The organism is Cellulosimicrobium sp. BMG9.23 (assembly GCF_059159985.1).
Map to the genome: position 1 here is coordinate 35,901 of NZ_JBZGBZ010000003.1, position 26,830 is coordinate 62,730.

Sequence of the window (26,830 nt, forward strand, 5' to 3'; positions counted from 1 at the left end):
CGATGGGTGCGGAAACATCACGAGGGAGGAATGCGGATTCATGGATGCTGAGACGGGGGCCGGGCACGGAACGGCGCTTGACGAGTCGGCGCTGACGGCGTACTTCGGTGACTCCTATCCGCAGGTCGCGGCCTACGCGCGGCGGCTCGAGGACGAGGGTGAGCTCCGTGGCCTGATCGGTCCGCGAGAGGTTCCGCGCATCTGGGACCGACACATCCTGAACTCTGCAGCAGTGGTGCCGTTCCTTCCGGAGCGCGGCGGGATCGCTGATGTCGGGTCCGGCGCGGGACTGCCGGGCATCGTGGTGGCTGCGCTACGCCCGGAGGCGACGATCTTCCTGATCGAACCGATGGAGCGGCGCTGCGCGTGGCTGACGGAGATCGCGGACGATCTGGGTCTGGCCAACATCGAGGTCAAGCGAGGGCGGGCTGAGGAGTTTCACGGTGCGTTCGAGTGCGACGCGGTGACGTCCCGCGCTGTCGCCTCCCTCGACAAGCTCGTGCGGATGTCGATGCCCCTGCTGCGGCCAGGTGGCGAGATGATCGTCCTGAAGGGCCGGAGCGTCAGCCAAGAGGTCGACCCCGCGCGCAAGGCGATCCGCAAGTTCAAGGGCTCTGAGCCTGAGATCATCGACGCGCCGACGATCCCCGGTGTCGAGAGCACCACCGTCGTCCGTATCGTGCGGCAGACTGGGTCTCGCTGAGCACGGGAGTCTCGGACGAGACGTGTGATGACGAGGGGCCGTCGGGGACCGCCGCGACGGGCCCGGTTCATGAGGCGCGGCGTCTGCCGGTCGAAGAGTCGAAGAGGGAGAGGCGCGTGACCGAGAGCACCCACGAGGTCGACACCGGTGCTACGGCCTGGGACGGTGGTGCCGGCAGGCTCGCGGAGGCGAGCGTCCCTGCCGAAGATGATCGGCGAGCCGCCCTCATGGCGAGCCTCCCTCAGACGGACGAGAGCACACCGCTGGCGTCACAGCTCGCCATCGATGCACGCCGACGGATCGATCTCCAAGGACGCCGCTTCCCCCGACCAGCCTCCACGCGGATCATCACGGTCGCCAACCAGAAGGGTGGCGTCGGGAAGACCACGACGACGGTGAATATCGCTGCCGGCCTCGCGCAGGCCGGTCTGAACGTCCTGGTCATCGACAACGACCCTCAAGGCAACGCGTCGACAGCCCTGGGAGTCGACCACCGCGCGGGAACCCCGTCGATCTATGAGGTCCTGGTGGACGGCTCTCCGCTGGAGTCCGCGGTTCAGCAGTGCCCGGACATCTCCACTCTGTGGTGCGTCCCAGCGACGATCGACCTCTCCGGTGCGGAGATCGAGCTCGTGTCGATGGTTTCACGTGAAACACGGCTACGGCGCGCGCTCGACGTCTACCTCGAGAAGCGCGTTGCGGCAGGTCTTGACCCGATCGACTACGTGCTGGTCGACTGCCCTCCGAGCCTTGGCCTTCTGACCATCAACGCGTTCGTCGTTGGTCGGGAGGTGCTCATTCCCATCCAGTGCGAGTACTACGCGCTCGAAGGACTGAGTCAGCTTCTCAAGACCATCGAGCTGATCAAGGCCCATCTCAACCCCGGCCTGCACGTCTCGACCATTTTGCTCACCATGTACGACGGCCGGACGAATCTCGCGCAGCAGGTCGCAGCCGAGGTGCGCGAGCACTTTCCCGACCAGACGCTACGCACGACGGTTCCTCGGTCCGTACGGATCTCGGAAGCACCCAGTCATGGCCAGACCGTGATGACCTACGACGCGGGGTCGACCGGCGCGCTGGCGTACCTCGAAGCGGCGCGCGAGCTGACACAACGTGCGCCCGGCCTGGTGGCTCGGCTCGACTCGTCGCAGGACGGGGAGTCGGGAGACGTGGATGCCGCAGGGGAACAGCACCAGGGGGATGTCGGCGCGCACCGGGGTGTGGACGGTGACTCGCGCGGCGCGCAGCCTGACATGGGCCTGCAGCCTGAAACGGAAGTCGTGGCGCACAGCATCGTCGGCTCGCTGGAGTTGCCGAGCGAAAGTCCGGAGCGTGGCGGCGACTCCTCGGAGTCCCACCCCGCCGAGCCGGACCACCCTGCTGAGACTCCGGAGCGCCACGATGACACCCTGGAGCACGAGACGGGAGCCGTGGTGACCGCGGGGGACGCCGATCGTGGCGAAACGACGAGGAATGAACACGAGTTCGCCGCGTCCGTCGGTGGACCGGCAGTCCGACTGGAGGAGCAGCGATGAGTGAGAAGCGGCGCGGATTGGGACGCGGCCTCGGTGCGTTGATCCCGACGAGCTCTGAGGGGAAGCGCCCCGTCGACGTCTTCTTCCCCAGCGCGCCAGCGAACGCTGGCGACTCGCAGGGCACGGAGTCGGTCGGCGATGGCGCGGCCACTGTCGGCAGCGATCCCTTGCGTAGCTCCGACGCAGAGCCTGCCGTCGCTGTCGCTCCGATCGACGGAACGCCTGGACCTGCTGACGTCATCGGCGTCGTCAGTCTCTCTGAGCAGGATCTCGCTGAGCTGGCTGCCCTCGAAGAGGCGCGGACAGATGAGCCCGTGCGTGCGGAACTGTCCTCCGCCGGGCGAGACGGGACCGCCGCTGACGCCCACCGTCCTGCGTTGAACGCCGACATCCTGGACGGCGCGGGTACGGTTTCACGTGAAACATCCGCGATCGCCGTGGCCGACGACGCGGGCGCACCGTCGGCTGAGGCCATCGATACGCTCGAGGAGGACCTCCAGTGGACCGGCGGCGCCGGGGCTGACCTGGTGCCTGTTCCGGGCGCGCGGTTCGCCGAGATCCCCGTCGAGGCGATCCGGCCGAACCCGCGACAGCCGCGAACGGTCTTCGATGAGAGTGACCTCGAAGAGCTGGTCGGCTCGATCCGCGAGATCGGTGTCCTCCAGCCGATCGTGGTGCGTCCTGTGCCGGGGGAGAGCGACTCCTATGAGCTCATCATGGGTGAGCGCCGGTGGCGCGCGACCCAGGCGGCGGGCCTGTCGGCCATCCCGGCAATCGTGCGCGAGACCGAGGACGCAGACCTTCTGCGCGACGCGCTCCTCGAGAACCTGCATCGGAGTGCGCTGAATCCCCTCGAGGAGGCGGCGGCCTACCGACAGCTCCTCGACGACTTTGGTTGCACCCACGAAGAGCTTGCCGAGCGGATCTCGCGGAGCCGCCCGCAGATCTCGAACACCCTGCGCCTCCTGCGACTCCCTCCGCTCGTCCAGCGCAGGGTCGCCGCCGGCGTGCTCTCGGCCGGCCATGCGCGTGCGCTGCTCGGCCTCACCGATGGTGGCGAGATAGAGCGTCTGGCCCAGCGCATCGTGGCTGAAGGGCTCTCGGTGCGCGCTACGGAAGAGATCGTCGCCATGGGCGGGCTGGATCAGGAGCGTCGGCAGGCCCGGGCCCCCAGGGCGGGGCACCGTTCGGCCGCTATCGATGAGCTGGCAACCCGTCTGTCCGATCGGTTCGAGACACGGGTCAAGGTCGATCTCGGCAAGAACAAGGGCCGTCTCACCGTGGAGTTTGCTTCCGTCGAGGACCTCAACCGGATCCTCGACCTCATGGCTCCCGAGGACCCGGGCCTGCTGAGGCAGTAGCAGCAGCGCCGTGCCGGCGAGAGCCCGCAGCCGGGTGTCAACGTTCCTGCTGTCCACGGTGCGTTCGCAGCACGCCCGGACATGAGCCGATGAGGTGGTCGGACCTTGTTCCCCAGGGCACACTGCGCTCACCCTCGACATGACGATCACCACGAGGTGCGGTCGGGACGCCGATCACCGCGTGGGCGACTCGGTGGGCCGATCACGGAGTGGTGACCGGTTGTGCAGATCACCGCGCTGGGTACTCGTGAGGCCGATCAGGTGCGCGGGGTCTTGACAGGTTGATCACCGAGTGGGGTACTCGGTCTCCGGATCAGTGCGCGGAGGTCTACGACAGGCCAATCGGCGCGCGTATGGCTGCCCCGCTGCCGAGGTGTTGTTTCACGTGAAACGTCCGCCGCCGGACGCTGACCGAAGCGGCGGATCCTGTGATCGGAGACGTTTCACGTGAAACGTCGGCTGACGTCGACATTGAGGCAGCGGGTCGATGCGATGGAGAACATGTCGAGCTCGGAGTCGTTTCACGTGAAACGTCACGACGAAAGTCGCGGCGGCGCGGTCGGTGAGTGCAGTCCCCGTTCCATCTCCGGGCGGCAGGCGGCGGCGGGCGCGGGGGAGCCAACTCCTGGAGGCCGTTCTCCGAGCACCTGCGCTCCCGCGGTTCTCCCGCCTCCCGTCTGCTTCCCGCCGCTTCCTTGCCCGCCCGGTGACGCGTCCCCGTTCAGGCTCGACGCTGTGGGTCGACGCCCGGCAAGGCGCGGCGCATCGCAGGACGCCCAGGTTCGAGGCAAACGAGAGCCTGTCGCGGCGTGCCGGCCGTTCGCCGAAAGTCCCCGCTGCGAGCCTCCGCCACAGGCTGCGAGCCCCCGCCACAGGGTGACCCACGAAGGTCAGGCGATGCCGCGGACGAACGTGCGGATGTCGTCGGCGAGCAATTTCGGCTCCTCCATCGCGGGGAAGTGGCCGCCCTCGGTGAACTCGCTCCAGTGGCTTGTCGCCCTCCACGGGTCCATCGCGCGGCGTATGAGCGGATGAGTGTCGAACACGGCCCACCCGGTCGGCACCCCGGCGCCCATGACGAGTTCGAGCCCGGAGTGCTCGAACTCGTAGGAGAACTGTGCGCTCGACGCGCCACTTCGGGTGAACCAGTAGAGGGAGATGTTGGTGAGGAGCTGATCGCGGTCGACGACCGGCACCCCGTAGCCCTCGGTGGTTCTGGTCTTGAACTTCTCGGCGATCCAGGCGAGCAGACCGACCGGCGAGTCGGTGAGAGACGGGCCGATCGTGTCGGGTCGATGGTTGTGCATGCCGAGGTATCCGCGCTCTGCCGCACTAGCGGCCTGCAGCGCCTCGAGCTGGCCGATCTCGCCGTCGGACAGCCCGGTGGGGGAGGGGAACTTCTCTCCGACCAGCCCGAGCAGGGGGCGGTCGACGGCGAGGTGCATGCCGGTGATGCGTTCCGGGTGGACCGCCGCGAGACACCCGACGACACCCGTCCCGCTGTCGGTCGCGTGGGCGGCGAACGTGGTGTAGCCGAGGCGCGTCATGATCTCTGCGTAGGCCCCCGCCGTCCGCGCCAGCTCCCACCCGGTCCCGGACAGCGGCGTGGAGAACCCGAAGCCGGGCGGTGAGGGGATGACGATGTGGAACTCGTCCGTCAGCAGCGGGACGAGGCGCTGATACTCGACGAACGACCCCGGCCAGCCGTGGTTCAGCATCAGCGGAGTGGCCGCCGGGTTCGCCGAGCGCACGTGGACCACGTGGAAGGTCTGCCCGTCGACGACCGTCGTCAGCTGGTCGAGCTCGTTCAGCGTGGTCTGTTGGGCAGGCCAGTCGAACCCGTCGCGCCAGTAGTCGGCGAGCTCCTTCAGGTAGGCCAACGGGATGCCACGGCTGAAGTCAGTGCGATCGGCTCGCCCCGGCACGGGGAACGGCCAGCGCGTCCGTGCCAGCCGGTGTCGCAGGTCGTCCATGTCGGCCTGCGGGATGTCGATACGAAACGGTGTGAGAGCGGTGGCGTCGTTGACGCTTGTCTGGATCATGACGCCGACGTTTCCAGGTAACGCGGCAGGTGAGCTTCCGCATTCGCTGGAAGGATCGACACCATGTTGGAGACCTCGGCTCGCTTGCTCGAACTGCTGTCGTTGCTCCAGCTCCGACGCGACTGGACGAGCTCAGAGCTCGCCGGTCGGCTCCAGGTCAGTACGAGGACGGTCCGTGCCGACATCGGCAGGCTAAGGACGCTCGGCTATCCCGTGGAGGCGCGCTCCGGCGTCACCGGCGGGTACCGGCTGGCCGCCGGGACGGCGATGCCCCCGCTGCTGCTCGACGACGACGAGGCCGTCGCCGTCGCGGTCGGGCTGGGTGCCGTCGCGACCGGAAGGGTCGGCGTCGAAGAGACGTCGCTCACCGCGCTCGCGAAGCTCGAGCAGGTGCTGCCCTCGCGCTTGCGTCGACGCGCCGACGCCGTACGGGAGGCGACGAGCGCCGTCCCCGGGGCGGATCCGCCGCTCGATCTCTCGGTGCTCGGCGCGGTCGCTGTCGCGATTCGCGGCCACGAACGGCTCCGCTTCGGGTACACGAAGCCCGGGGGCGTCGAGGCGGCGCGCCACGTCGAGCCGCAACGCCTGGTGACCTGGGGGCGGCTCTGGTACCTGCTCGCGTGGGACCTCGACCGTGACAGCTGGCGAGTCTTCCGTGTCGACCGGATGGTTCCGCGCGCACCGACGGGCTCGCGGTTCGCGCCCCGCGTCATCTCGGAGGACAAGGTCGTCGAGTTCGTCGTCCGGCGCGTCAGCTCGGGGTCCTGGAAGTACCGCGCGCGAGTGCTCGTGCATGCTCCTGCCGCGAGGGTCGCCGCGATGATCCCGATCCCGCTCGACATCACGCCGGTCAACACGTCCTCGTGCCGTGTCGAGCTGGGTTCCGACGACCCGGACCGGCTCGCGCTCTGGATGGCCCAGCTCGACGTCGACGTCGAGGTGATCGAGGGGGAGGAGCTCGCGGCGGCGTTCGATCGCCTCGCGAGAAGGTTCCGCCGCGCGGCGGGTGGCGTGTCCACGACGTGAAGGGCGATCCCGAAGGTCGATCCACGATGTGGTCGAGGGCCTGCCGAGGGGCCTGTAGGCGCCCGTGCCGTCGGAGGTCGCAGGCACCGGACGTCCGCGACCGCTCGCCCGGTGCCGGAGACCCGGTGCCGGAGACCGGCGTGGCGGCGGTTCGCAACGCCTTCGCGAGGATCCCGCCCGCAGTGTTTCACGTGAAACAGCGCGCGCCGCGCGTCCGGTGAGGAACCGGTCGAGGTGTGCCGCTGGGCGTGGCCGCTGGCTGCTCTCGTCAGGAGCGGACGCGAGAGTCCACGAGGGAGCGGTACAACGAAGGCAGGTCAGCCCCTGCTGCTCGAGCCGCCTGGGGGAACAACGACGTCTCAGTCATACCCGGCGCGACGTTGACCTCCAGGAACTGGACCACGCCGTCGGCGTCGAGGATGACGTCGGTGCGGGACAGATCACGCAGCCCGAGAGACGTGTGGGCGCGCACAGCGACGTCCTGCACGGTCTGGAGGACGGAGTCGTCGAGGCGGGCCGGCGCGAAGTACTCGGTACGGCCCGGGTTGTACCGCGCGTCGTAGTCGTACGGGCCGTCGGTCACGATCTCCACCGGAGGTAGCGCGGAAGGACCGGAGCCGAGGTCGACGACGCTCACCGCGAGCTCGACGCCCTGCACAGCGCGCTCGATCAGCGCGACCTCGCCGTACGCGAAGCAGTTCACCATCGCGCGAGGGAGCGCGTCCGCCGAGGTGACGAGCGTGACTCCCAACGCCGAGCCGCCGTGGGTCGGCTTGACGACGAGCGGCAGCCCCAGGCGCGCCACGACGGCGTCGAGGACGGGTTGCGCGCCGAGCTCGCGGAACAGGCTCTGGGGGAGCGTCACGTACTCGGGGGTGCTGATCCCGGCTCCGAGCACGGTGCTCTTCGCCACGGGCTTGCTCCAGGCGGTGCGGCTCTGCCGCGGCCCGGTTCCGACGTACGCGAGGCCGAGCAGCTCGAGCATGTCGCGGACCGACCCGTCCTCGCCGCTGGCGCCGTGGAGAAGAGGCCACACGACGTCGGGGCGGTGCTTGTCCAGGAAGGGCAGCAGCGTCGCGTCGAGATCGTGCACGGACACCTCGAGCCCTGCGGAGCGCAGGCTCTCGGCGACACGTCGACCTGACCTCAGGGAGACGTCTCTCTCGTGCGAGAGGCCACCGGCGAGGATGAGCACGTGCCCGACACCGTCCGCGGCGACGTTCCCCTCTCCGGCACGAAGGTCCTGGTGAGGCAGATGGCCCGCACCCGTCGTCCGCTCGGAGCGGGAGGCCTCGGGCTCCGGCGTGCGCTGCGTGCGCTCGTCCGCCGGGGAGGGGATGCCGGTGGTCGTGTCCACGGTCGGACTCCTTGTCGCTGAGCTCGCGGCGTCGCGCGACGAGCTCACGGTGAGATGGCTGTGGTGATCAGGCCAGGTCGGGCGAGGGGTTCTCGACGTCCGTGAGATCGGGGTCGAGCGCTGCGCCGGTCCCGAAGATCTCGACGAGCTCGCGCTCGGCGTTCACGACGCCGGCGAGGCGTCGCACTCCCTCGCGGATGCGGTCCGGTGTCGGGAAGCAGAAGGAGAGGCGCACATGGTCGGCTCCGGTGCCGTCCGCGTAGAAGGCCGTGCCGGGGACGTAGGCGACGCGTGCCGTGACGGCTCGGGGCAGCATCGACCGGGCATCGAGCCCTTCGGGCAGCCGGACCCAGGTGTAGAACCCACCCTCGGGGACCGTCCAGCGCGCCGTCGGAAGGTGCTCCGACAGTGCCCCGATCATCGCGTCGCGACGCTCGCGGTAGAGCTCGCGGAACTGCTTGATCTGGCCCTTCCAGTCGCTGGCGTCCAGGTAGGCGGCGATCGCGAGCTGCGACGCGTTCGACGGGCACAGGATCGCGGACTCGCTCGCGAGGACGAGCTTCTCCCGGACCGCGTGCGGCGCGACGACCCAGCCGACCCGGTAGCCCGGGGCGAAGGTCTTCGAGAACGACCCCAGGTAGAGCACGCCGTCCTCGTCGAGGGAGCGCAGCGCGGGCAGGGTCTGCCCGTCGAAGCCGAGCAGACCGTACGGGTTGTCCTCGATGACGAGGACGCCGTGACGCCGCGCGATCTCGAGCACCCGAGGGCGTCTCTCGGCGGACAGGCTCACGCCCGCCGGGTTGTGGAAGTTGGGCACGGTGTAGAGCAGCTTGACCCGCTGGCCGTCGGCGGCGAGGGCGGTGAGCGTCTCCTCGAGCGCCTCGGGCACCAGCCCGTGCTCGTCGAGGGGGACGTGGACCACGTCGGCCTGGTAGGACCGGAAGACGCCGAGTGCACCGACGTAGCTCGGGGCCTCGGCGACCACGACGTCGCCCGGGTCGATGAAGATCCTCGTGACGAGGTCGAGCGCCTGCTGCGACCCGGTCGTGACCACGACGTCGTCGGGGTGGCAGTCGATGCCCTCGAGCCGGACGATGTCGACGATGCGCTCGCGCAAGGTCTCGTCGCCCTGGCCCGAGCCGTACTGGAGCGCTGTCGTCCCGCGCGTCGCGACGAGCCGTTGCATGGTCTCGGCGATCGTGTCGAGCGGCAGACCTTCGAGGTAGGGCATCCCCCCGGCGAGCGACACGACCTCCGGGCGGTTGGCGACCGCGAAGAGCGCACGGATCTCCGAGGCCCGCATGCCGTGCGCACGCTCTGCGTAGGCGCCGAACCACGGGTCGAGGCGGGTGCCTCCGGAGGCCGGCGGCTGCGGGGGAGGGGTGGTCGCGCTCACGATCCCCAGTCTCGCACGGCGGTTCGGGGGATCCGGTGAAGACGCCGGAGGGCGGACCGCTCGAGGCGGCCCGCCCTCTGGCGTCGTGAAGTTCTGTGTCAGGCGGTCGTGGCGAGGACGGCATCGATCTCCTCGGTCAGTGCCCGCTTCGGGCGGGCGCCGATGATCGAGCGCTGGAGCTCGCCCCCGACGTAGACGTTGAGGGTCGGGATCGACACGATGCCGTAGGCGCCGGTGGTCTCCGGGTTCGCGTCGGTGTCGAGCTTCGCGATCTTGATCCTGTCGCCGTACTCCTCGGAGAGCTCCTCGAGGATGGGCGCGACCTGGCGGCACGGACCGCACCAGGTGGCCCAGAAGTCGACGAGGACGGGCACGTCGGACGCGAGGACCTCGTCGCGGAAGGTGGCGTCGGTGACGGGGACGGTGGCCATGCGTGACCTCCAGGGTGGAGTGGCGGCGGAGGGTGCCTCCGCCGGGGACGGGTGAGAGAGGTGTCAGACGTGGAGCTCGGCGAGCGCGTCGGGGAGCTCCTCGGGGTTCGGCGCCTCGGGCGTGCCGGCGGAGTGCGGCAGCCCGGCAGCGTCCTCGAGCCGGTCGGCGAGCTCGGTGAGGTAGCGCTGGGCGTCGAGCGCGGCGGAGCACCCGGAGCCGGCGGCGGTGATCGCCTGCCGGTAGGTGTGGTCGACCAGGTCGCCGCACGCGAAGACGCCCGGCAGGTTGGTCGCGGTGGTGCGACCGACGACCTGGACGTAGCCCTCGTCGTCGAGGTCGATCTGACCGGCGAGGAGCTCGCTGCGGGGCTCGTGCCCGATCGCGACGAAGAGGCCCGTCGCCGGCAGGGCGCTCTCGGCGCCGGTCACCGTGTCGCGGAGGCGGACGCCCTCGACCTTGCTCTCGCCCGCGATGCCGATGACCTCGGAGTTCCAGGCGAACTCGATCTTGGGGTCGGCGAGAGCGCGGTCGGCCATGATCTTCGACGCGCGCAGCTCGTCGCGGCGGTGCACGATCGTGACCTTCTCCGCGAACCGGGTGAGGAAGGTGGCCTCCTCCATGGCGGAGTCGCCACCGCCGACGACGGCGATGTGCTGGTCACGGAAGAAGAACCCGTCACACGTGGCGCACCAGGAGACGCCGCGGCCGGACAGGCGCTTCTCGTCGTCGATACCCAGCTCGCGGTAGGCGGAGCCCGTCGCGAGGATCACCGCGCGGGCACGGTACGTGTCGCCGTTCCCCGTCACGACGGTCTTCACGGGGCCGTCGAGCTCGAGCGACGTCGCGTCGTCCCACTCGACCCGGGCCCCGAACCGCTCGGCCTGCGCCTGCAGCGACACCATGAGGTCCGGGCCCATCACGCCGTCGGGGAAGCCCGGGAAGTTCTCGACGTCCGTCGTGTTCATCAGCGCACCACCGGCGGTCACCGATCCGGCCAGCACCACGGGAGCCAGGCCCGCGCGGGCCGCGTAGATCGCGGCGGTGTAGCCCGCAGGACCCGATCCCACGATGATCAGGTTCTCGACGGTCGGCTGCTCGGTCACGTGATGCTCCTCGGTGTCGGTGCGCGGCGTACCCGTCCGCGCGATGTGGTGAACGCTGGCGACGGCCCATCTGTTCCGCGGCGTGCTCTTCCCACGGTACGGCGCCCCGCCATCGGGCAGCGTCTCAGGAGAGGAGGATCTCGTTGATCTCCATGCGGTTCTCACCGGCCGCGTTCTGCGGGAGCGCGGTGAACCACAGCACGATCGACTCGGCCTCGACGGGTTCGGCGAACTCGAACTCGACGCCCGGCGACAGGGGGCCCGAGGCCAGCACCGCCCCCTCGGTCGGGGTGGACGGCGACGTGGCGCGGATCTCGACGTTGCCGCCGTTGACGCCCGAGTCGATGACGATCGTCTGGACGGGAGCCTTCTCCTCGAGGACGACGGCGAAGCCGACGCCGTCCTTGAGCCCGGCGAAGTCGGGGCTGTTGTACCGGCGGGTGTACCAGAACGTCTCGGGTGCGCCGTCGAAGGCGAGCGCGACGGCCTCGGGGTGCTCGCCCTCGTTGCCCGGGTCGGCGTCGCCCTGGGGGTCGAGCGCCTGGGCGGACGCGATGACGGGCCGGACGTCGGGCGCCGGCGCAGGCTCCTCGCCGCCGTCGGTCGGGCTCGGTTCGCCCTCGGCCGGGGTCTCCACGCCCGTGGTCTCGCGGCCGTCGGACTGCACGGGAGGGGAGAACCCGTCGAACGCGGTGTTGACCGCCCAGAACACGCCGGCACCGACGAGCAGGACCACGAGCACGAGGACGAACGGCGTCGCGTTGAAGCGGCGCGGTCCACGGCGCGGGACGGGTTCGCCCCAGCTGCCCTCGGCACCCGGCTCCGCGGGCGGCCCGACCGCAGGCTGCTGGACCACAGGCTGCTGGACCGCGGGAGCGTAGGAAGCCGGCGTACCGCCTGGGACGGCGTAGGCGTCGGGCGGCGTGGCGTAGGCCTCGGTCGGGGTGGTACCGGGGTCGTGCGCGGGCGGCGGCGGTACGGGGAGCGGGCCGGTAGGGGGCGGTCCGACCGCGGTCGCGCCGACGGTCTGCTCCGGGCCGTACCCTGCGGCCCCGACCGCGTATCCCGCAGCGGCGTAGCCGGCCGCTCCCGGGACGGCACCCACGCGGTGGATCCGACCGGTGGCGGGGCGGCGGACGGGAGGAGCGGGAGGCGGCGTCCCGGGCGGGGCCGACGCCCCGCCGTCGAACGCGGTCCGCACGGACTGGCGGCTCACGCCTGCGGCGGAAGCGGCCGCGCCAGGCTGGACGAACGCGGGCAGCGCCGCCACCACGGACACCTCGCCCCACGGCTCGAGGGCCGAGACGACGTCGGCGGGCGTGCTCGGCCCACCGCCGGGGACGGAGCCGGTCCACGACGCCGCGTCGCCCGTCGTGGCGGTGAAGGTCTCGCTGCACAGCTCGTCGATCTCGGGGGGCACGTCCGAGCGGACGGCGGACGGCGGGAGAGCGCGGTCGCCCGCGAGCTGGGCGGGCAGCGGGTGGATGGCGTCCGCGGAGATCCACGGGACGTCCAGCGACGGTCCGGCCCAGCGGGCGGTGACGGCGTAGTACAGGAGGGCGACCAGCCCGACGGCGTCCACCCGGGACGTGCGGTCGGGGTCCTGCTGGTCCTGACCCGCGACGCCCGCGTCGAGACCCAGCCCGGTCACGACGACGCGACTGCCGTCCACCCGGACGGCGTCGGGCCGCAGCGCGAGGTGGTGCACCCCGCGACGTCGTGCGGCCTCGAGCGCGGAGGCGGCCTCGCCGACGATCGCGCGGGCCTGCTGCGGGTCGACGATCCCGCCGGCGACGACCTCGGCGAGCGTGATCCCGACGAACGGTTCGGTGACGACGTACGCCGTGCCGTCCTCCGCCCCGACGTCGAGGACGCGGGTGAGACGCGGGTCGGCGACGAGCGCGGCGCGTCGTGCCGAGTCGAGCGCGTCGGCGACGTGCGCGCCGGTGACGAGCGAGACCCGCACGGGCCGGTCGAGGATCTGGTCGTGCGCGGACCAGGCCGTGACGTCGGCGAGGTCGGACGCGAGCTGCTCGTCCAACCGGTAGCGGGCGACGAGCAGTGTTCCGGGGGCCACGCCGTTCACCGGACCTCCTTCGGGGGACTCGTGGTCGACACCACCACATGGTACGCGGGCCCGGAATGCCCGGGTTGCCATCGGCAAGCCTGTCGGAGAGCCCGCCGCAGGGCCCGTCGGCACGCCGGGCCGGGTGTGCGCCTCATCGCCGCACGAGACGTCGGACGCGGCCGACGACCGGTCCGAGGAGCTGGTCGAGCTCGCGCACGCGCAGCACCTTGAGGCCGACGACGTACGCGGCGGTCATGACGACCCCGACCACCCCGACGACGAGCACCGCGTGCCACCAGGTCAGACCGTAGAGCTCGCCGAGGAACCGCCCGTGGAGCTGGAGGAGGCCCCAGCCCACGCCGGCGCTGACGAGGGCCGCGAGGACCGCCTTGACGTGCATGCGCACGATGCGGAAGCCGTCGAGGCCGCGCAGCGTGCGGCGCAGACCCACGGTCCGCAGCGCGACCGCGACGAGGTTGGACAGGCTCATCGCCGCGCCGACGCCGACGACCCACCACTGCGGGTCGAGCGCGCGCGTCGCGAGCCACGACACGCCGACGAGCACGATCGTGCCCGGCACCTGGATCCAGAAGACGGTCCGGCCGTCCTCGAACGCGTAGTAGACCCACTTCATGAGCACCATGCCGCCGAGGGGGACCAGCCCGAACGCCATCGCGACGAGGATCTGCGCGACGGCGGCGCCCGACGCCGCGTCGACGGACGGCACGAGCAGCTTGGTGATCGGCAGAGCGAGCACCACGAAGACGGCGGTCGCGAACACGGTGAACACGCCGACCGTGCGGACGCCGCGCGACAGGTCGTGCCGCACGCGCGCGACGTCGCCGGCGTGCGCGGCGGCGCTCATCCCGGTGAACAGCGCGGTCGCGATCGACACCGTGACGAGCGAGTGGGGGAGCAGGTAGATCATGAGCGCCTGCGTGTAGGCGGCGTTCCCCGCGACGGTGAGGGAGTCGGCGAACGCCTCGGGGGCGCCGGCGGTGAGGCCCGTGACGACGCCGAGCGCCCCGGGGTCGTCGGCGTACCGCCCGAACGTGTCGGTGAGCGCGGCGCGCGGCGCCTCGCTCGCGAACCGCGTCGTGAACAGCACGCCGACCTGCTCGAGGAGCACGGCCGCGAACGTCCACAGCGCGACCTGGCCCGCCGACCGCAGCCCGATGCCCCGCAGCCCGAACCGGACGTGCCAGCGGAACCCGGCACGCCACAGCGGCACCACGAGGATGACGGCCTGCGCGGCGACGCCGAGCGTCGCCGTCCCGGCGAGCAGCGCGATCTTCGGCCCGTCCCACTGCGACAGGTCGTCGACGTTGCCCGCCGCGGCAGGCCCGTACACGGCGATGAACGCCGCGAACCCGGCGATCGACACGACGTTGTTGAGCACGGGCGCCCACATGAACGGGCCGAACTGGCCGCGCGCGTTGAGCACCTGCCCGAGCAGCGTGTACAGCCCGTAGAAGAAGAGCTGCGGTGTGCACCAGAACGCGAACGCCACGGCGAGCGACATCTGGGGCGACGTCCACCCCGGGCCGGTGTAGAGCGCGACGAGGATGCTCGACCCCGCGGTGAGCAGCGCGGAGATCGCGAGCAGGACGACGCCCGAGAGGGTGAGGAGCTTGTCGAGCCGCTCCTGCGTGTTGTGGGCTCGGTACGCCCGCACGATCTGCGGGACGAGGACCGCGTTGAGCACGCCGCCCGCGAGGATCGCGAACAGCACGTTGGGGATCTTGTTCGCGACGTCGAACGCGTCGGCGACCAGGCCGGTGGTCCCGATCGCCGCGACGAGGAGCACGTTGCGCACCAGGCCGAGCGCGCGAGACACGAACGTCCCCGACGCCATGAGCGCCGACGACCGGCCGAGCCCGCCCGTGCGGGTGCCGCCGCTCGGGGCCTCGGTCGCCCCCGCCTCGGCGACCTCGTCCGGCGTGCCCGACGCCGCGGGGTCGCCCGGGAGGGTCGACGGCCCCGTCCGGCCACCCCCGCGCGTCGTGCCGGGCCGGTCGCCGTGGCCCTCGCCCCGAGGGCGCACGTGGCGCGGTGCGCCGGTCACGACGACGGCCCTCCGTCTGTCGGGGAGCCGGTCGGGGGGCCGGTCGGGGGAGGAGCGGGCTGGTCGACGGTCGCCCCGGCGAGACGTCGCGGGGACCTCCCGCGGCGCACGGTCCGCCAGATGCCGGCGAGCATCCCGACGGCGAGGAGGACCGCGACCACGACGGTGCCGACGGACTCCCAGTCCGCACGCACCCGGACCACGAACTTCTGCGGGTCGGCCACACGCACGTCGGGGCGCGCCTCGCTGACCACCTCGACGTCGACGACGACGTTGACGCTGCCCGCGGCCTCGACCGGCACCTGCACGGTGATCTCGGAGCCCGCCGGGATGGTGGCGGTGGGCCGCGTGGGCGCCTTGAGGCGCGGCTCGTCCGGGCGCAGGACGACCTGGACCACGGCGTCCTGGTCCAGGTCGTTGCTCAGCCGGACGGGAAGGCTCTGCTGCTCGGCGAGCAGCAGGATCGACGAACCGCGCACGATCGAGATGCTCCCCGTCACCGACCGGGCCGCCTGCTCGGCCTGACCGACCGCGTCGGTGCGCGCCGCGGGGACGGCACGGAACGCGACCGAGGTCGGCGTGACGAACCCGCTCTCGAGCGGCCGCGTGAGGGCCGCCGGGTCGGGGGTGACCGTGGCGAAGGCGGCGAGGTCGTCGCGCGAGCGGGCGAGGGTCCGGAGCAGCGTCGTCGAGATCTCGTCCGCTGCCGGCGCGCTCTCCGGCAGGGCGGTGCGCGCGACGTCGGGCACGGCCGCGGCGAGCAGGTCGTCGACGGGGACGACGTCCACCCAGGCGGCGCCCTGCAGCGCGGCGAGGCGTGCGCTGAACGCCGCAGGGTCCGGGTCCCACGCGCGCGGCAGCGCGACGAGGACGTTCCGCGTCTCGGCGGGGCGCTCGCGCGCGATGACCGCGGTCTCGGCGAGGAGCCGCTGGGTCGTCACGGGCTCGGCGCTGCTGCCGGCGGCCAGGAGGCCGGTGAGCACCGGGTCCGGGACGAGGGCCGTGACGTCGCCCGCCGACGTGGGCACCCGTGCGCTCCCGGTGGGCGTGTACGTCAAGGAGGAGTCCGGGGCGAGCGCGTCACCGCCCACCACGACGGTCGTCGCGCCCGACGCCGCGGCCAGGGTCACGGTCGGCAGGTCCGGGACCGTCTCGGCGGGCCACGCGAGGTCCGTCCGCCAGGCTGCCGTGGCCGACTGGTCCACGGGGACGGCGGCAGGGTCCGCGCCGGGGAGCGGCGTGCCCTCGGGCAGCGCGACGCTCGCGTGGGCGTAGGCCGCGACGTCCGGGTCGTAGGCGCGCAGGGCGAACGTCGTCCGCTGCTCGGCCGCGGCGAGGGTGCTGCTCGCCCATCGGGTCACCGCCGGGTCCGGGGACGCCTGCGCCGCCGCGACGAGCGCCGGGTCGACGACCCAGCCGATCTCGGGCGTCGCCTCGGTCGCCGCGGCGAGCCGCGCGAGACGGCCCGGCTCGTCGTCCGTCCCCACGGCGGCCGACAGCGCGTCGTCGTACGTCTCCGGGTCCGGGTCGACCGGGGGGCCCGTGACCGCGGCGACGACGCTCAGCCGGACCGGGGGCACCTCGCCCGACGGTGCCCACACGACGAAGGTGCGCTGCACGGCGAGGCGCTCCCCGCCGTCGGACACCCGGACGGCGAGCCCCCGCGGCCCCCAGTCGCTCGCGCTGCCGAGGCTCAGCTCAGCCGCGGTCACCGAGAAGGCGACCTGCGCCGTCGCGCCGGGAGCGATCGGGTCGAGCGTCTCGCGCGCGGCGCGGTTGCCCGGGAGGGACGAGGCGTCGGCGGTCGCCCAGGCGTCGAGCGCCGAGCGGGTCACCGCGGCGCCGCGCTGGACGCCGAGGTCGACCACGGGCGCGTCGAGCGTGCGGTCCGTCCCGTTGGCGACGGTCGCGGTCACGGCCAGCGTCCCGCCCGCGGAGAGCACGCCGGGGGACAGCGTGTCGATCGTGACCGTGACCTCGCCGTCCGTCGGTGCGACGTCCGCGCCCACCTCGGAGGGCGTCGCACGGCTCGTGACCGGGGCGAGGACCGTCAGGACGAGAAGGAGCAGAGCGAGCAGCACGGCCGGGGCGGCGTGGTGCACGCGCGCGCCGCGAGGGTCGGAGGACGTCATGGGTGGTCGGTGGGGCTCCGTGGGGCGGGCGGGGGCGGCCCGCCCGGCTCGTCGGTCGGCCGGCGGGACGAGCGGACGATCGTCCCGGTCACCCTACTCGTGATCGTCCCGTGGAACCGCGCCGGTCGACCGGCGAGGACGCTGTGCGCGACGAGCGCGATCCGCCGCTCGTTGGGGTACGCGAGGCGATCGGGCAGCGCGTCGACCGGGATCCAGGCCACGTCCTCCGCCTCGCCGTCGGGGTCACCCTCGACCGTGAGGTACCCACCTGTCGCACGGAGCAGGAAGTGGTGCACGACCTTGTGGACGCGGCGGTCGTCGCCCGTGAACCAGTAGTCGATGACGCCGAGCGGCTCGCGGACCTCGCCGCGGATGCCCGTCTCCTCCGCGATCTCGCGCACGGCCGCCTGCTCGGGCGTCTCCGTACCCTCGAGGTGGCCCTTCGGCAGGCACCACTCGAGGCGGCCGCCCCGGTTGCGGCGGGCGATGACCGCGGCGCTCGGGCCGTCGGCGGTGTCGTGGATGACGAGTCCCCCGGCGGACACCTCCTCCACGACGGGGAGCGGCGCCGGCGTCGGGGCGGAGCGGACGCGCGGGTCGATGTGCAGGGGATGCCCTCCGGGCGGGGCAGGGACGGCGACGGGACGCTCGTGCCCGCGGTCTCCCGCCGTCGTCCCCCCGTCGCCCGGCCCGTCGGCGCCCGGAAACCTCCGGGGGTCGTCGGCGCGCGCAGGGGTGGACATGCACCAACACTACCGAGTGGCGCTCCGCCGACCGTCCGATCTGGCAGGCTTGGGTGTCGTGCCCACGCCACCGTCCTCCCAGCCGACCCCTGCGGCGCTCGAGCTGCAGCGCCGCGCCCTCGCCGTGCTCGCCGAGCTCGCGCCGGCCGCGATCGAGCTGGGCGAGGCGTTCCGCGCGGCAGGCCACGAGCTCGCGCTCGTCGGCGGCCCGGTCCGGGACGCGTTCCTCGGGCGGGCGAGCAACGACCTCGACTTCGCGACGTCCGCGTCCCCCGACGAGACGCAGGCCATCCTCGCGCGGTGGGGCGACGCGCACTGGGACATCGGCAAGGAGTTCGGCACGATCGGCGCGAAGCGCTTCGGCAGGCGGCGCCCTGCGGGGACGACGACGCCGGGTCTACCATCCGGACCCTCGTCCCTCGGGTCCTCCCGCCAGACCCGCCACGACCCGGCGTCGTCGTCCCCGCCGGGCGCTGCGGGTGACCTCGTCGTCGAGGTGACGACGTACCGGTCCGACGAGTACGACGCGACGTCGCGCAAGCCGGTCGTCGCGTTCGGCGACACGCTGGAGGGCGACCTGTCGCGCCGCGACTTCACTGTCAACGCGATGGCCGTCCGCGTGCCCGAGATGACGTTCGTCGACCCGTTCGACGGCCTCGGGGACCTCGAGCGCCGCGTGCTGCGCACACCGATCGCCCCGGAGCGCTCGTTCGACGACGACCCGCTGCGCATGATGCGCGCCGCGCGGTTCGCGGCGCAGCTCGGGTTCGCGGTCGACGGCGGGACGCTCGCCGCGCTCGTCCTCATGACCGAGCGCGTGGAGATCGTGTCCGCCGAGCGTGTGCGCGACGAGCTGTCGAAGCTGCTGTGCGCGGCCGAGCCCCGGCGCGGGCTCGAGGTGCTCGTGGACACGGGCCTCGCGGACCACGTGCTGCCCGAACTCCCCGCGCTCAAGCTCGAGATCGACGAGCACCACCGGCACAAGGACGTGTACGAGCACTCGCTGACGGTGCTCGACCAGGCGATCGCGCAGGAGACCGGGCCCGACGGCGCCGTCCCCGCACCCGACCTCGTGCTGCGCCTCGCCGCACTCCTGCACGACGTGGGCAAGCCCCCCACGCGGCGGTTCGAGGAGGGCGGCGGCGTGAGCTTCCACCACCACGAGGTCGTCGGCGCGAAGATGGTCGCGAAGCGGCTCAAGGCGTTGCGCTACGACAAGCAGGTCGTGAAGGACGTCGCGCGGCTCGTCGAGCTGCACCTGCGGTTCCACGGCTACGGTGACGGCGCGTGGACCGACTCCGCGGTGCGCCGGTACGTCACCGACGCCGGGCCGCTGCTCGAGCGGCTGCACCGCCTCACACGCGCCGACTGCACGACGCGCAACCGCCGCAAGGCGCAGCGGCTGCGCGAGTCGTACGACGACCTCGAGCGGCGCATCGCGGACCTCCGCGCGAAGGAGGAGCTCGACGCGGTCCGTCCCGACCTGGACGGGCAGCAGATCATGACGATCCTCGGGATCGCGCCCGGTCCGGTGGTGGGCCGCGCGTACAAGCACCTGCTGGAGCTGCGCCTCGACCGGGGCCCGGTCGACGAGGACACCGCCCGAGCGGACCTGCTGGCGTGGTGGGCCGAGCAGCCCGAGTCGACCACCCCGTGACGCCGAACCCGGGCTTACCTACCGATCAGCGTCGTGATGGGTAGGTAACCCCGGGTTCGGCAGAGGGCGCCCGGCTGGTCAGTGACCGACCGGACCCTCGGGGGCTTCCGCCTTGCGCAGCCGGAAGGCCAGGACCAGGGCGACGACGACGACGGCCGCGCTGACGGTGAAGGCGAGCTGCGCGCCGCCGGCGGTGGCCTCGGCCTGCGACGCGCCGTCGTCGAGCAGCGCCACCGACCGTAGGGTCAGCAGCGCGACGAAGAGCGCGGTGCCGGCGGCACCGGCGAGCTGCTGGACCGTCGCGACGGCGGCGGACCCGTGCGAGTACATCGAGGGCTTGAGGCCGCCGAGCGCCGACGTGAAGGTCGGGGTGAAGATGAACGCGAGCCCCACGCTCAGCACCATGTGGCCCACCAGCACCAGCCACAACGGCGAGGCGGGGTCGAGGGCCGCGAAGAGGACCATCGCGACCCCCACGGCGGTGACGCCGGGAAGGACGAGCGGGCGTGGCCCGACGCGGTCGTAGAGGCGCCCGACGATCGGTCCGAGCACGCCCATCGCGAGCCCGCCCGGCAGCATGAGCAGCCCGCTGACCACGGGAGACAGGCCCATCGCGCGCTGCAGCACGAGCGGCAGCCCGATGATCATGCCGAACATCGCGATCATGCTCACCGCCATCACACCCAGGCCGACGGCGAAGCCCGGGGCGCGGAAGACGCGCAGGTCGAGCAGGGCGGCGTCGGTGCGCTGGAGCACCAGCTGACGCCACCCGAACAGGCCGAGGAACGTCACGCCGACGACGAGCGGCACCACCGGGGAGACCGGCATCGCGTGCTGCGCGGACTCGCCGAGGGCGGAGAGCCCGTAGACGAGGCCGCCGAACGCGCCCACGGAGAGCACGAGAGACAGCGGGTCGAGCCGGTTGCGCGCGCGGTCGGCGACGTCCCGGACCTTGAGCGCGCCGAGCACCAGCGCGCCGAGGGCGATCGGCAGCACGACCCAGAACACCTCGCGCCAGCCGAGAGCCGTCACGACGGCGCCGGACATCGTGGGGCCGAGCGCCGGCGCGACGGCGATGACCATCGACACGTTGCCCATGACGCGGCCCCGCCGGTGGTGGGGGACGGTGGTCATGACGGTCGTCATGAGCAGCGGCATCATGATCGCGGTGCCGGTCGCCTGGACCACGCGGGCCGCCACGAGCAGGCTGAACACGGGCGCGATCGCGGCCAGGAGGGTGCCCGCGCTGAACAGCGACATCGCCAGGATGTACGCCCCGCGGGTGCCGAGGCGCTGCAGCAGCCAGCCCGTCGTCGGGATGACGACCGCCATCGTCAGGAGGAACCCGGTGGTCAGCCACTGCCCGGCCGACTCGGTGATCCCGAACTCGTCCATCACCGCGGGCAGCGCCACGCCCATGGTGGTCTCGTTGAGGATGACGACGAACGCGGACGAGAGCAGGAGCGCGATGACGGTGAAGTCCCGGCGCGAGAGCTTGTCGGCGACGACGGGGGACACGGTGCCCGACGGCGGGACCGGCCTCGTCGTCTCCGGTCTGGTCTTCGTGGATGGCACGGGTGTCTCCGCTCGCGTCGGGACGCCGGTCACGGTCTGGGCCGGCTGTGGGAAGGGGGCGACGACGCGCAGGGTGCGCGGGCGTCGTCGGGTGTCGGTCGGGGCGGGAGCGGGAGGCCGGTGTCGCGTCCCGGGCGGGCCACGCGGTGCGCACCACGTCGATCCGTACCCAGTACGACCACGAACAATCCTGCGTTATTCCCCGACGTCCTGACGACTGCTTTTCCGTCCCGCACTCATCGGTCAGGTTGCACCCGACGAGCGCTGCGGTCACCTCCCGTCAGGGGACGTCGTCACGGACCCAGCGTCGTGACGGGAGCGACGTGCACGCCGTCCTGGCGTCGTCTGGCGATCAGAACGGTCCCGATAGCCAGGGATGCGTGTGCAGAAGAGGACGTCGGCTGACCGCTACTCCTCGTAGCGTGGACGAAGAGAACGCACCAGACACCGGAGGCGACCATGAAGTTCCGTCCGTTCACCGTCGACGTGCCACAGGCGACGCTCGACGACCTGCGCGAGAGGTTGACCCGCACGCGCTGGCCTTCGGAGCTGCAGTCGGACGGCTGGGAGCGCGGCACCGAGCTCTCGACCATGCGTCGCCTCGCGGAGTACTGGGCCGATGGCTACGACTGGCGCGCGCAGGAGGCCCGCCTCAACCGGCTCCACCACGTCGTCGCGACGGTCGACGGTCGCGAGGTCCACGCGATCCACGAGCGCGCCGTGCGACCGGACGCCCCCGCGGTCCTGCTCCTGCACGGCTGGGCGGACTCGTTCCACCGCTACGACCACGTGGTCGATCTCCTCACCGGGCGCGACCCCGCTGTCGGGCCGGACGCCCCCGTGTTCGACGTCGTCGTGCCGTCGCTCCCCGGGTTCGACTACTCCGAGCAGCCCGACGCCGGGACCTTCAGCGGCACGCAGAGCGCCGAGGTCGTCGCGAGCCTCATGGCCGGGCTCGGGTACGACCGCTACCTCGTGCACGGCGGCGACTGGGGCAGCGTCGTCGCGCAGGAGGTCGCCCGTGCCCACCCCGACCGCGTCGCCGGCCTGCACCTCACCGACGTCCCGTTCCCCAACCTCTTCCTCGTCGACCGCGAGACCGCGAGCGACGCCGAGCAGGCCATGTTCGCGGCGGTCGAGGCGTGGAGCGCGAAGCACGGCGGGTACGTCGCGATCCAGTCGACCCGTCCGCTCACCCTCTCCTACGGGCTGAGCGACTCGCCGGTCGGGCTCGCCGCGTGGCTCGTGGACCACTTCGCGTACCTGTCCGAGACGATGCCGTCCGACGACGACCTGCTCACCAACGTGATGCTCTACTGGGTCGGCAACTCGGTCCGGTCGTCGATGCGCCTGTACAACGAGGGCGCCGATGCCGACTGGGGCGACGCGTCGGGTGCGGAGTCGTGGGCCGGCGCGGAGGGCGAGGGCGACGCCGCGTGGTCCGGCGCGGGGGACGACGCCGCGTGGTCCGGCACGGGGGACGACGCCGCGTGGTCCGCGCGCATCGAGGTGCCGACGGCGTTCGCGGTCTTCCCGCGCGACATCGCCCAGCCGCCGCGCGAGTACGCGGAGCGCTTCTTCGACGTCCGCCGCTTCGCCACGATGCCGCGCGGGGGGCACTTCGCCGCGCTCGAGGAGCCGCAGCTCGTCGCCGACGACCTGCGAGCCTTCGCCGCGGAGCTCGACCGGACGGCCGCGCCGACCGGTTGATCAGGTGCGGGTCGTGCCCGACGTCGCTGCGGCGTCGGGCACGACGGCGCGCCCCGCCGGAGCGGGACGGCGTGCCCCGCGCGTCCCCAGGACGAGCGCGGCGAGCACGTAGGCGACCGCGAGAGCGACGAACACCCCGCGTGACCAGCCCGTGTCGGGCAGGGTGAACGCCGCGAGGGCTGCGGCACCGACGAAGGCCGCGTTGTACAGGACGTCGTAGAACGCGAACGCGCGGCCGCGGTACCCGTCCTCGGTGTCGCGCTGGACGATCGTGTCGACCGCGATCTTCGTGCCCTGCGCGGCGAGCCCGAGCAGGGCCGCGCCCGTGTAGACCACGGCGCGCGACGGCGTCGTGACGAGGAGGAGCTGGCTCGCCGCGGCGAGCAGCAGCATGATGGCGATCCACACCTGCGGGCCGGTGTACCGCGAGAGCGTGGGGGTGAGGACCATCGCGCCCGCACCGCCGACGCCCGTGAGCCCGACGACGATCGCGAACGTCGCCATGCCGGCGTCCTGGTTCCCCGGGTCGAGCAGGTTGCGCGAGATGAGGATCGACGCGATGAACGCGACCCCGTAGAGGAACCGGTGCGTCGCCATCGCGAGAAGCGCCTGACCGGGCGTGCGGCGCGCGACGAGGTAGCGCGCGCCGTCGACCAGCCCGCGCGCGACCTTGGCGATCTCGCTCGTGATCGCGGCCTCGGCGGGGCGGTCCGGACCGAGCTGCGTGCGGCCCAGCCGGAGCGCGAGGAGGGACGCGACGCCGAAGACGAGGGCTGCGCACACCAGGGCCGACGAGTCCTTGACCCGGCCCGGCTCGAACGTCAGTCCGAGGAGGAACCCGATGCCGCCGCCGACGAACGCCGCGCCGGCACCCAGCGTGGGGGTCAGCGAGTTGGCCGTGAGCAGCAGCGGGCCGTCGACGACGCGCGGGAGCCCCGCGGACAGACCGGCCAGGAGGAAGCGGTTGACGGACAGGGCGGCGAGGCCGACTGCGTAGATCCAGCCGCTCACGCCGCCCGAGAGCATGAGGACGGCCATGCCGAGCGTGAGGACGACGCGGACCGCGTTGCCCCACACGAGGACCTGCCGGCGCTGCCAGCGGTCGAGCAGCACGCCCGCGAACGGCCCGACGATCGTGAACGGCGCGAGCATCACTGCGAACGCGCCCGCGATCGCCGCCGCCGTGCCCTGCGACTCGGGGGAGAAGAACAGCAGGGACGCCAGACCGACCTGGAACATGCCGTCGCCCGCCTGCGACACGAGTCGCACCGCGAACAGTCGACGGAAGCCCTCGAGGCGCAGCAGCGCCCGGAGCTCGGAGATCACACCCACGCGTCCACCCTACGTTTCGTGGTCCTGGCCGACGGCGGTCGGTCGGTCGCAGGTCGCAGGTCGCCCTGGGAGGTCGGGCGGGTGGGCGCGCCGCGTCTACCATCCGCCGCTCGTTCCTCGCGGCTCCCGCCAGACCCACCACGACGCGGCGCGCCCACCCGCCCTCCCGGTGCCGTCTCACCTGGCGCCGTGGCCGGCGTCGTCCACGCGAAGTAATACCCCGGTCGCGCGAGGTACGACGCGGGTCGCGCGAGGTAGTACCCGGGCGAGACGACGTGCGAGCGGGTGGGGGCGGTCTCGGATGCGAAGGGCGTAGAGCCGCGCTCCTGAAGCCGCGGTCGAATGACCACGGTGAGGGCGCGGCAGCCCGAGCACCGAGAGCGCCCCCACCCGCGGACCAGCGTTCTACCTCGGAGGGTTCAGGTCAGCGCGCGGTGATGCGTCTCGCGCTGATCCTGCTGCGCTCCGGATCAGCGCTCGACCTCGCCGGCGATGAAGGCCTCGAGCTGGGCGCGGCCCTTCGTGTCCTCCATCTGGACCGGCGGGGACTTCATGAAGTAGGTCGACGCCGAGAGGATCGGGCCGCCGACGCCGCGGTCCTTGGCGATCTTCGCGGCGCGCACGGCGTCGATGATGATGCCGGCGGAGTTGGGGGAGTCCCAGACCTCGAGCTTGTACTCCAGGCTCAGGGGGACCTCGCCGAACGCACGGCCCTCGAGGCGGACGTACGCCCACTTGCGGTCGTCGAGCCACGCGACGTAGTCCGACGGGCCGATGTGGACGTTGCGGTCCTCCGTCTTGCCGGCCAGGGCGCCGGTGAGGTTGGAGGTCACGGCCTGCGTCTTGGAGACCTTCTTCGACTCCAGGCGCTCGCGCTCGAGCATGTTCTTGAAGTCCATGTTGCCGCCGACGTTGAGCTGGTACGTACGGTCCAGCACGACGCCGCGGTCCTCGAACAGCTTGGCGAGCACGCGGTGCGTGATCGTGGCGCCGACCTGCGACTTGATGTCGTCGCCGACGATCGGCACGCCGGCCTCCTCGAACTTCGCGGCCCACTCGGGGTCGGACGCGATGAAGACGGGGAGCGCGTTGACGAACGCCACGCCGGCGTCGATCGCGGCCTGCGCGTAGAACTTCGCGGCCTGCTCCGAGCCCACGGGGAGGTAGCAGACGAGCACGTCGACCTGGGTCTCGCGCAGCGTGGCGACGACGTCGACCGCCTCCGCGTCCGACTCCTCGATGGTCTCGGCGTAGTACTTGCCGATGCCGTCGAGCGTCGGGCCGCGCTGGACGGTCACGCCGAGCGGCGGGACGTCCGCGATCTTGATCGTGTTGTTCTCGGAGGCGTTGATCGCCTCGGAGAGGTCGAAGCCGACCTTCTTCGCGTCGACGTCGAACGCCGCCACGAACTCGAGGCTCGACACGTGGTAGTCGCCGAACTGCACGTGCATGAGGCCCGGGACGGTGCTGCTCGGGTCGGCGTCACGGTAGAAGTGCACGCCCTGGACCAGAGACGATGCGCAGTTGCCTACGCCGACGATGGCGACGCGGATGGAGGTCATCCTCGCTCCTTGGTGTTCGAAGTTCCAGGGTCCTCGGGTCGCCGTGCGCCGTCGGGCTCCTGCTCGGGTGGTTCCGCAGGATGCGGGGTGCTGCTGGGTCGTGCGCGACCGCTCCCTCGGGGGTGCCCGAAGGTCCGGTCGCGCTCGGTGGTGATGAGACCGTCGAGCCAGCGCACCTCGCGCTCGACCTGCTCGAGTCCGTGGCGCTGCAGCTCGAGCGTGTACTCGTCGAGCCGCTCGCGGGTGCGGGCCGCGGACTCCCTGACCGCCTCCAGCCTCTCCGTGAGCCGGGTGCGCCGGCCCTCGAGGATGCGGATGCGGGTCTCGGCGTCGGTCTGCGCGAAGAACGCGAACCGGACGTCGAAGCTCTCGTCCTCCCATGCGGCGGGCCCTGAGGAGGCCAGCACGTCCTGGAGGTGTTCCTTGCCCTCGGCGGTCAGCTCGTAGACGATGCGCGCCCGCTTGCCCGACAGGGCCGGGGCGAGCGCCGTCTGAGCCGCCGTCTGCTGGGTCCCCGTGATGAGGCCCCGCGCGACGAGCGACTTCAGCGCCGGGTACAGCGAGCCGTACGACAGCACGCGGAACGATCCGAGCATGATGTTGAGCCGCTTGCGCAGCTCGTACCCGTGCAGCGGCGACTCGTTGAGCAGGCCGAGGATCGCGGTCTCGAGCACCGGTGTCTTGCTGCGCACGATCCCACCTCCTGCCCGCTGCTTGCGTCGCCGACCGAACGGCCGAAGAACTCGATGTATCGAGTCGATACATCGAGAGGTTAGGTCCTCTCGACGCGTCGCGCAATGCCGGCTCGCCGGTGAGACGCGCGTCACGGGGTCGCCGGGGTTTGTGAAGGAGCCGGGGAGGCGCGGGGACGCCGGGGCGAATCAATGGGGCAGCATCGCGCGACGAGGTCCACAGGCCCTTGTGCGCGCAGGGCGACGCCCTATTGTTCAGGGTGGTCCGCCGTGTGCCGGCCCCGTGCCCGACGACGTTCCTCGCCTCAGGCGGGGACGCGGCGTCGGCCCCCGGGC

The 26,830-nt window shown here is 72.1% G+C and carries 19 protein-coding genes; 6 read left to right on the plus strand and 13 right to left on the minus strand.

What is annotated here, in order from left to right:
• Positions 1-40 precede the first annotated feature (40 nt).
• From rsmG to AC4H2G_RS04500, 3 genes are all read left to right on the plus strand, one after another.
• Positions 41-703 carry a 16S rRNA (guanine(527)-N(7))-methyltransferase RsmG gene (gene rsmG, locus AC4H2G_RS04490; protein ID WP_494364554.1) on the plus strand — a complete coding sequence of 221 codons (663 nt, stop codon included), beginning with the start codon at positions 41-43 and terminating at the stop codon, positions 701-703.
• Between the two features lie 116 nt (positions 704-819).
• On the plus strand, positions 820-2,241 hold the full coding sequence (locus tag AC4H2G_RS04495) for a ParA family protein (protein WP_494364555.1): 1,422 nt from the start codon (positions 820-822) through the stop codon (positions 2,239-2,241).
• Complete coding sequence (locus AC4H2G_RS04500) at positions 2,238-3,602, plus strand: ParB/RepB/Spo0J family partition protein (protein WP_494364556.1); 1,365 nt, start codon at positions 2,238-2,240, stop codon at positions 3,600-3,602. The genes AC4H2G_RS04495 and AC4H2G_RS04500 overlap by 4 nt, the downstream gene beginning before the upstream one ends.
• Positions 3,603-4,492: 890 nt before the next feature.
• Here AC4H2G_RS04500 and AC4H2G_RS04505 read toward each other — a convergent pair.
• A complete protein-coding gene (locus tag AC4H2G_RS04505) occupies positions 4,493-5,644 on the minus strand; it encodes an epoxide hydrolase family protein (RefSeq protein WP_494364557.1) in 1,152 nt (383 codons plus the stop codon).
• A gap of 63 nt (positions 5,645-5,707) precedes the next feature.
• On the opposite strand from AC4H2G_RS04505, the gene AC4H2G_RS04510 reads away from it, so the two are divergent.
• On the plus strand, positions 5,708-6,670 hold the full coding sequence (locus AC4H2G_RS04510; protein WP_494364558.1) for a helix-turn-helix transcriptional regulator: 963 nt from the start codon (positions 5,708-5,710) through the stop codon (positions 6,668-6,670).
• Between the two features lie 268 nt (positions 6,671-6,938).
• Here the strand turns inward: AC4H2G_RS04510 and AC4H2G_RS04515 are convergent, their stop codons facing one another.
• The 8 genes from AC4H2G_RS04515 to AC4H2G_RS04550 form a co-directional block, all read right to left on the minus strand.
• Positions 6,939-7,925 (minus strand): D-alanine--D-alanine ligase family protein, encoded by a 987-nt coding sequence (locus AC4H2G_RS04515; protein WP_494364962.1) that lies wholly within the window; start codon positions 7,923-7,925, stop codon positions 6,939-6,941.
• 169 nt (positions 7,926-8,094) lie between these two features.
• Positions 8,095-9,423, minus strand: coding sequence for an aminotransferase-like domain-containing protein (locus AC4H2G_RS04520; RefSeq protein ID WP_494364559.1), 1,329 nt, complete (start codon positions 9,421-9,423; stop codon positions 8,095-8,097).
• 98 nt (positions 9,424-9,521) lie between these two features.
• Positions 9,522-9,854: a thioredoxin gene (trxA, locus tag AC4H2G_RS04525; RefSeq protein ID WP_494364560.1), complete on the minus strand. Its 333-nt coding sequence runs from the start codon at positions 9,852-9,854 to the stop codon at positions 9,522-9,524.
• Between the two features lie 63 nt (positions 9,855-9,917).
• A complete protein-coding gene (gene trxB, locus AC4H2G_RS04530; RefSeq protein ID WP_494364561.1) occupies positions 9,918-10,958 on the minus strand; it encodes a thioredoxin-disulfide reductase in 1,041 nt (346 codons plus the stop codon).
• A 124-nt stretch (positions 10,959-11,082) separates the two neighbouring features.
• Positions 11,083-13,044: a protein kinase family protein gene (locus AC4H2G_RS04535; protein ID WP_494364562.1), complete on the minus strand. Its 1,962-nt coding sequence runs from the start codon at positions 13,042-13,044 to the stop codon at positions 11,083-11,085.
• 133 nt (positions 13,045-13,177) lie between these two features.
• Positions 13,178-15,091, minus strand: a complete 1,914-nt coding sequence (gene murJ, locus AC4H2G_RS04540; protein WP_494364563.1) for a murein biosynthesis integral membrane protein MurJ — start codon at positions 15,089-15,091, stop codon at positions 13,178-13,180.
• On the minus strand, positions 15,088-17,223 hold the full coding sequence (locus AC4H2G_RS04545; RefSeq protein WP_494364564.1) for a DUF6049 family protein: 2,136 nt from the start codon (positions 17,221-17,223) through the stop codon (positions 15,088-15,090). Before AC4H2G_RS04545 ends, murJ begins: the two co-directional genes overlap by 4 nt.
• A complete protein-coding gene (locus AC4H2G_RS04550; protein ID WP_494364565.1) occupies positions 17,220-17,966 on the minus strand; it encodes an NUDIX hydrolase in 747 nt (248 codons plus the stop codon). Before AC4H2G_RS04550 ends, AC4H2G_RS04545 begins: the two co-directional genes overlap by 4 nt.
• A gap of 58 nt (positions 17,967-18,024) precedes the next feature.
• Here AC4H2G_RS04550 and AC4H2G_RS04555 point away from each other — a divergent pair, with 58 nt between their 5' ends.
• The gene (locus tag AC4H2G_RS04555) at positions 18,025-19,623 is read left to right on the plus strand and encodes a CCA tRNA nucleotidyltransferase (protein ID WP_494364566.1); all 1,599 of its coding nucleotides are present in this window, start codon (positions 18,025-18,027) and stop codon (positions 19,621-19,623) included.
• A 78-nt stretch (positions 19,624-19,701) separates the two neighbouring features.
• Here the strand turns inward: AC4H2G_RS04555 and AC4H2G_RS04560 are convergent, their stop codons facing one another.
• On the minus strand, positions 19,702-21,198 hold the full coding sequence (locus AC4H2G_RS04560) for an MDR family MFS transporter (protein ID WP_494364567.1): 1,497 nt from the start codon (positions 21,196-21,198) through the stop codon (positions 19,702-19,704).
• A gap of 459 nt (positions 21,199-21,657) precedes the next feature.
• On the opposite strand from AC4H2G_RS04560, the gene AC4H2G_RS04565 reads away from it, so the two are divergent.
• Entirely contained in the window at positions 21,658-22,908 is a 1,251-nt protein-coding gene (locus AC4H2G_RS04565; protein WP_494364568.1) for an epoxide hydrolase family protein, read from the plus strand.
• Here AC4H2G_RS04565 and AC4H2G_RS04570 read toward each other — a convergent pair whose 3' ends face one another.
• From AC4H2G_RS04570 to AC4H2G_RS04580, 3 genes are all read right to left on the minus strand, one after another.
• Positions 22,909-24,240: an MFS transporter gene (locus AC4H2G_RS04570; RefSeq protein WP_494364569.1), complete on the minus strand. Its 1,332-nt coding sequence runs from the start codon at positions 24,238-24,240 to the stop codon at positions 22,909-22,911.
• Positions 24,241-24,710: 470 nt separating this feature from the next.
• On the minus strand, positions 24,711-25,802 hold the full coding sequence (locus AC4H2G_RS04575) for an inositol-3-phosphate synthase (protein ID WP_494364570.1): 1,092 nt from the start codon (positions 25,800-25,802) through the stop codon (positions 24,711-24,713).
• Positions 25,799-26,494 carry a PadR family transcriptional regulator gene (locus AC4H2G_RS04580; protein WP_251152939.1) on the minus strand — a complete coding sequence of 232 codons (696 nt, stop codon included), beginning with the start codon at positions 26,492-26,494 and terminating at the stop codon, positions 25,799-25,801. Before AC4H2G_RS04580 ends, AC4H2G_RS04575 begins: the two co-directional genes overlap by 4 nt.
• Between the last annotated feature and the right edge of the window lie 336 nt (positions 26,495-26,830).

Excerpts from the sequence above, each read along its gene's own strand:
- rsmG (WP_494364554.1), top strand. The coding sequence starts at position 41 with ATGGATGCTGAGACGGGGGCCGGGCACGGAACGGCGCTTGACGAGTCG.
- AC4H2G_RS04500 (WP_494364556.1), top strand. The coding sequence starts at position 2,238 with ATGAGTGAGAAGCGGCGCGGATTGGGACGCGGCCTCGGTGCGTTGATC.
- AC4H2G_RS04505 (WP_494364557.1), bottom strand. The coding sequence starts at position 5,644 with ATGATCCAGACAAGCGTCAACGACGCCACCGCTCTCACACCGTTTCGT.
- AC4H2G_RS04510 (WP_494364558.1), top strand. The coding sequence starts at position 5,708 with ATGTTGGAGACCTCGGCTCGCTTGCTCGAACTGCTGTCGTTGCTCCAG.
- trxA (WP_494364560.1), bottom strand. The coding sequence starts at position 9,854 with ATGGCCACCGTCCCCGTCACCGACGCCACCTTCCGCGACGAGGTCCTC.
- AC4H2G_RS04545 (WP_494364564.1), bottom strand. The coding sequence starts at position 17,223 with ATGACGTCCTCCGACCCTCGCGGCGCGCGCGTGCACCACGCCGCCCCG.
- AC4H2G_RS04550 (WP_494364565.1), bottom strand. The coding sequence starts at position 17,966 with ATGTCCACCCCTGCGCGCGCCGACGACCCCCGGAGGTTTCCGGGCGCC.
- AC4H2G_RS04565 (WP_494364568.1), top strand. The coding sequence starts at position 21,658 with ATGAAGTTCCGTCCGTTCACCGTCGACGTGCCACAGGCGACGCTCGAC.
- AC4H2G_RS04575 (WP_494364570.1), bottom strand. The coding sequence starts at position 25,802 with ATGACCTCCATCCGCGTCGCCATCGTCGGCGTAGGCAACTGCGCATCG.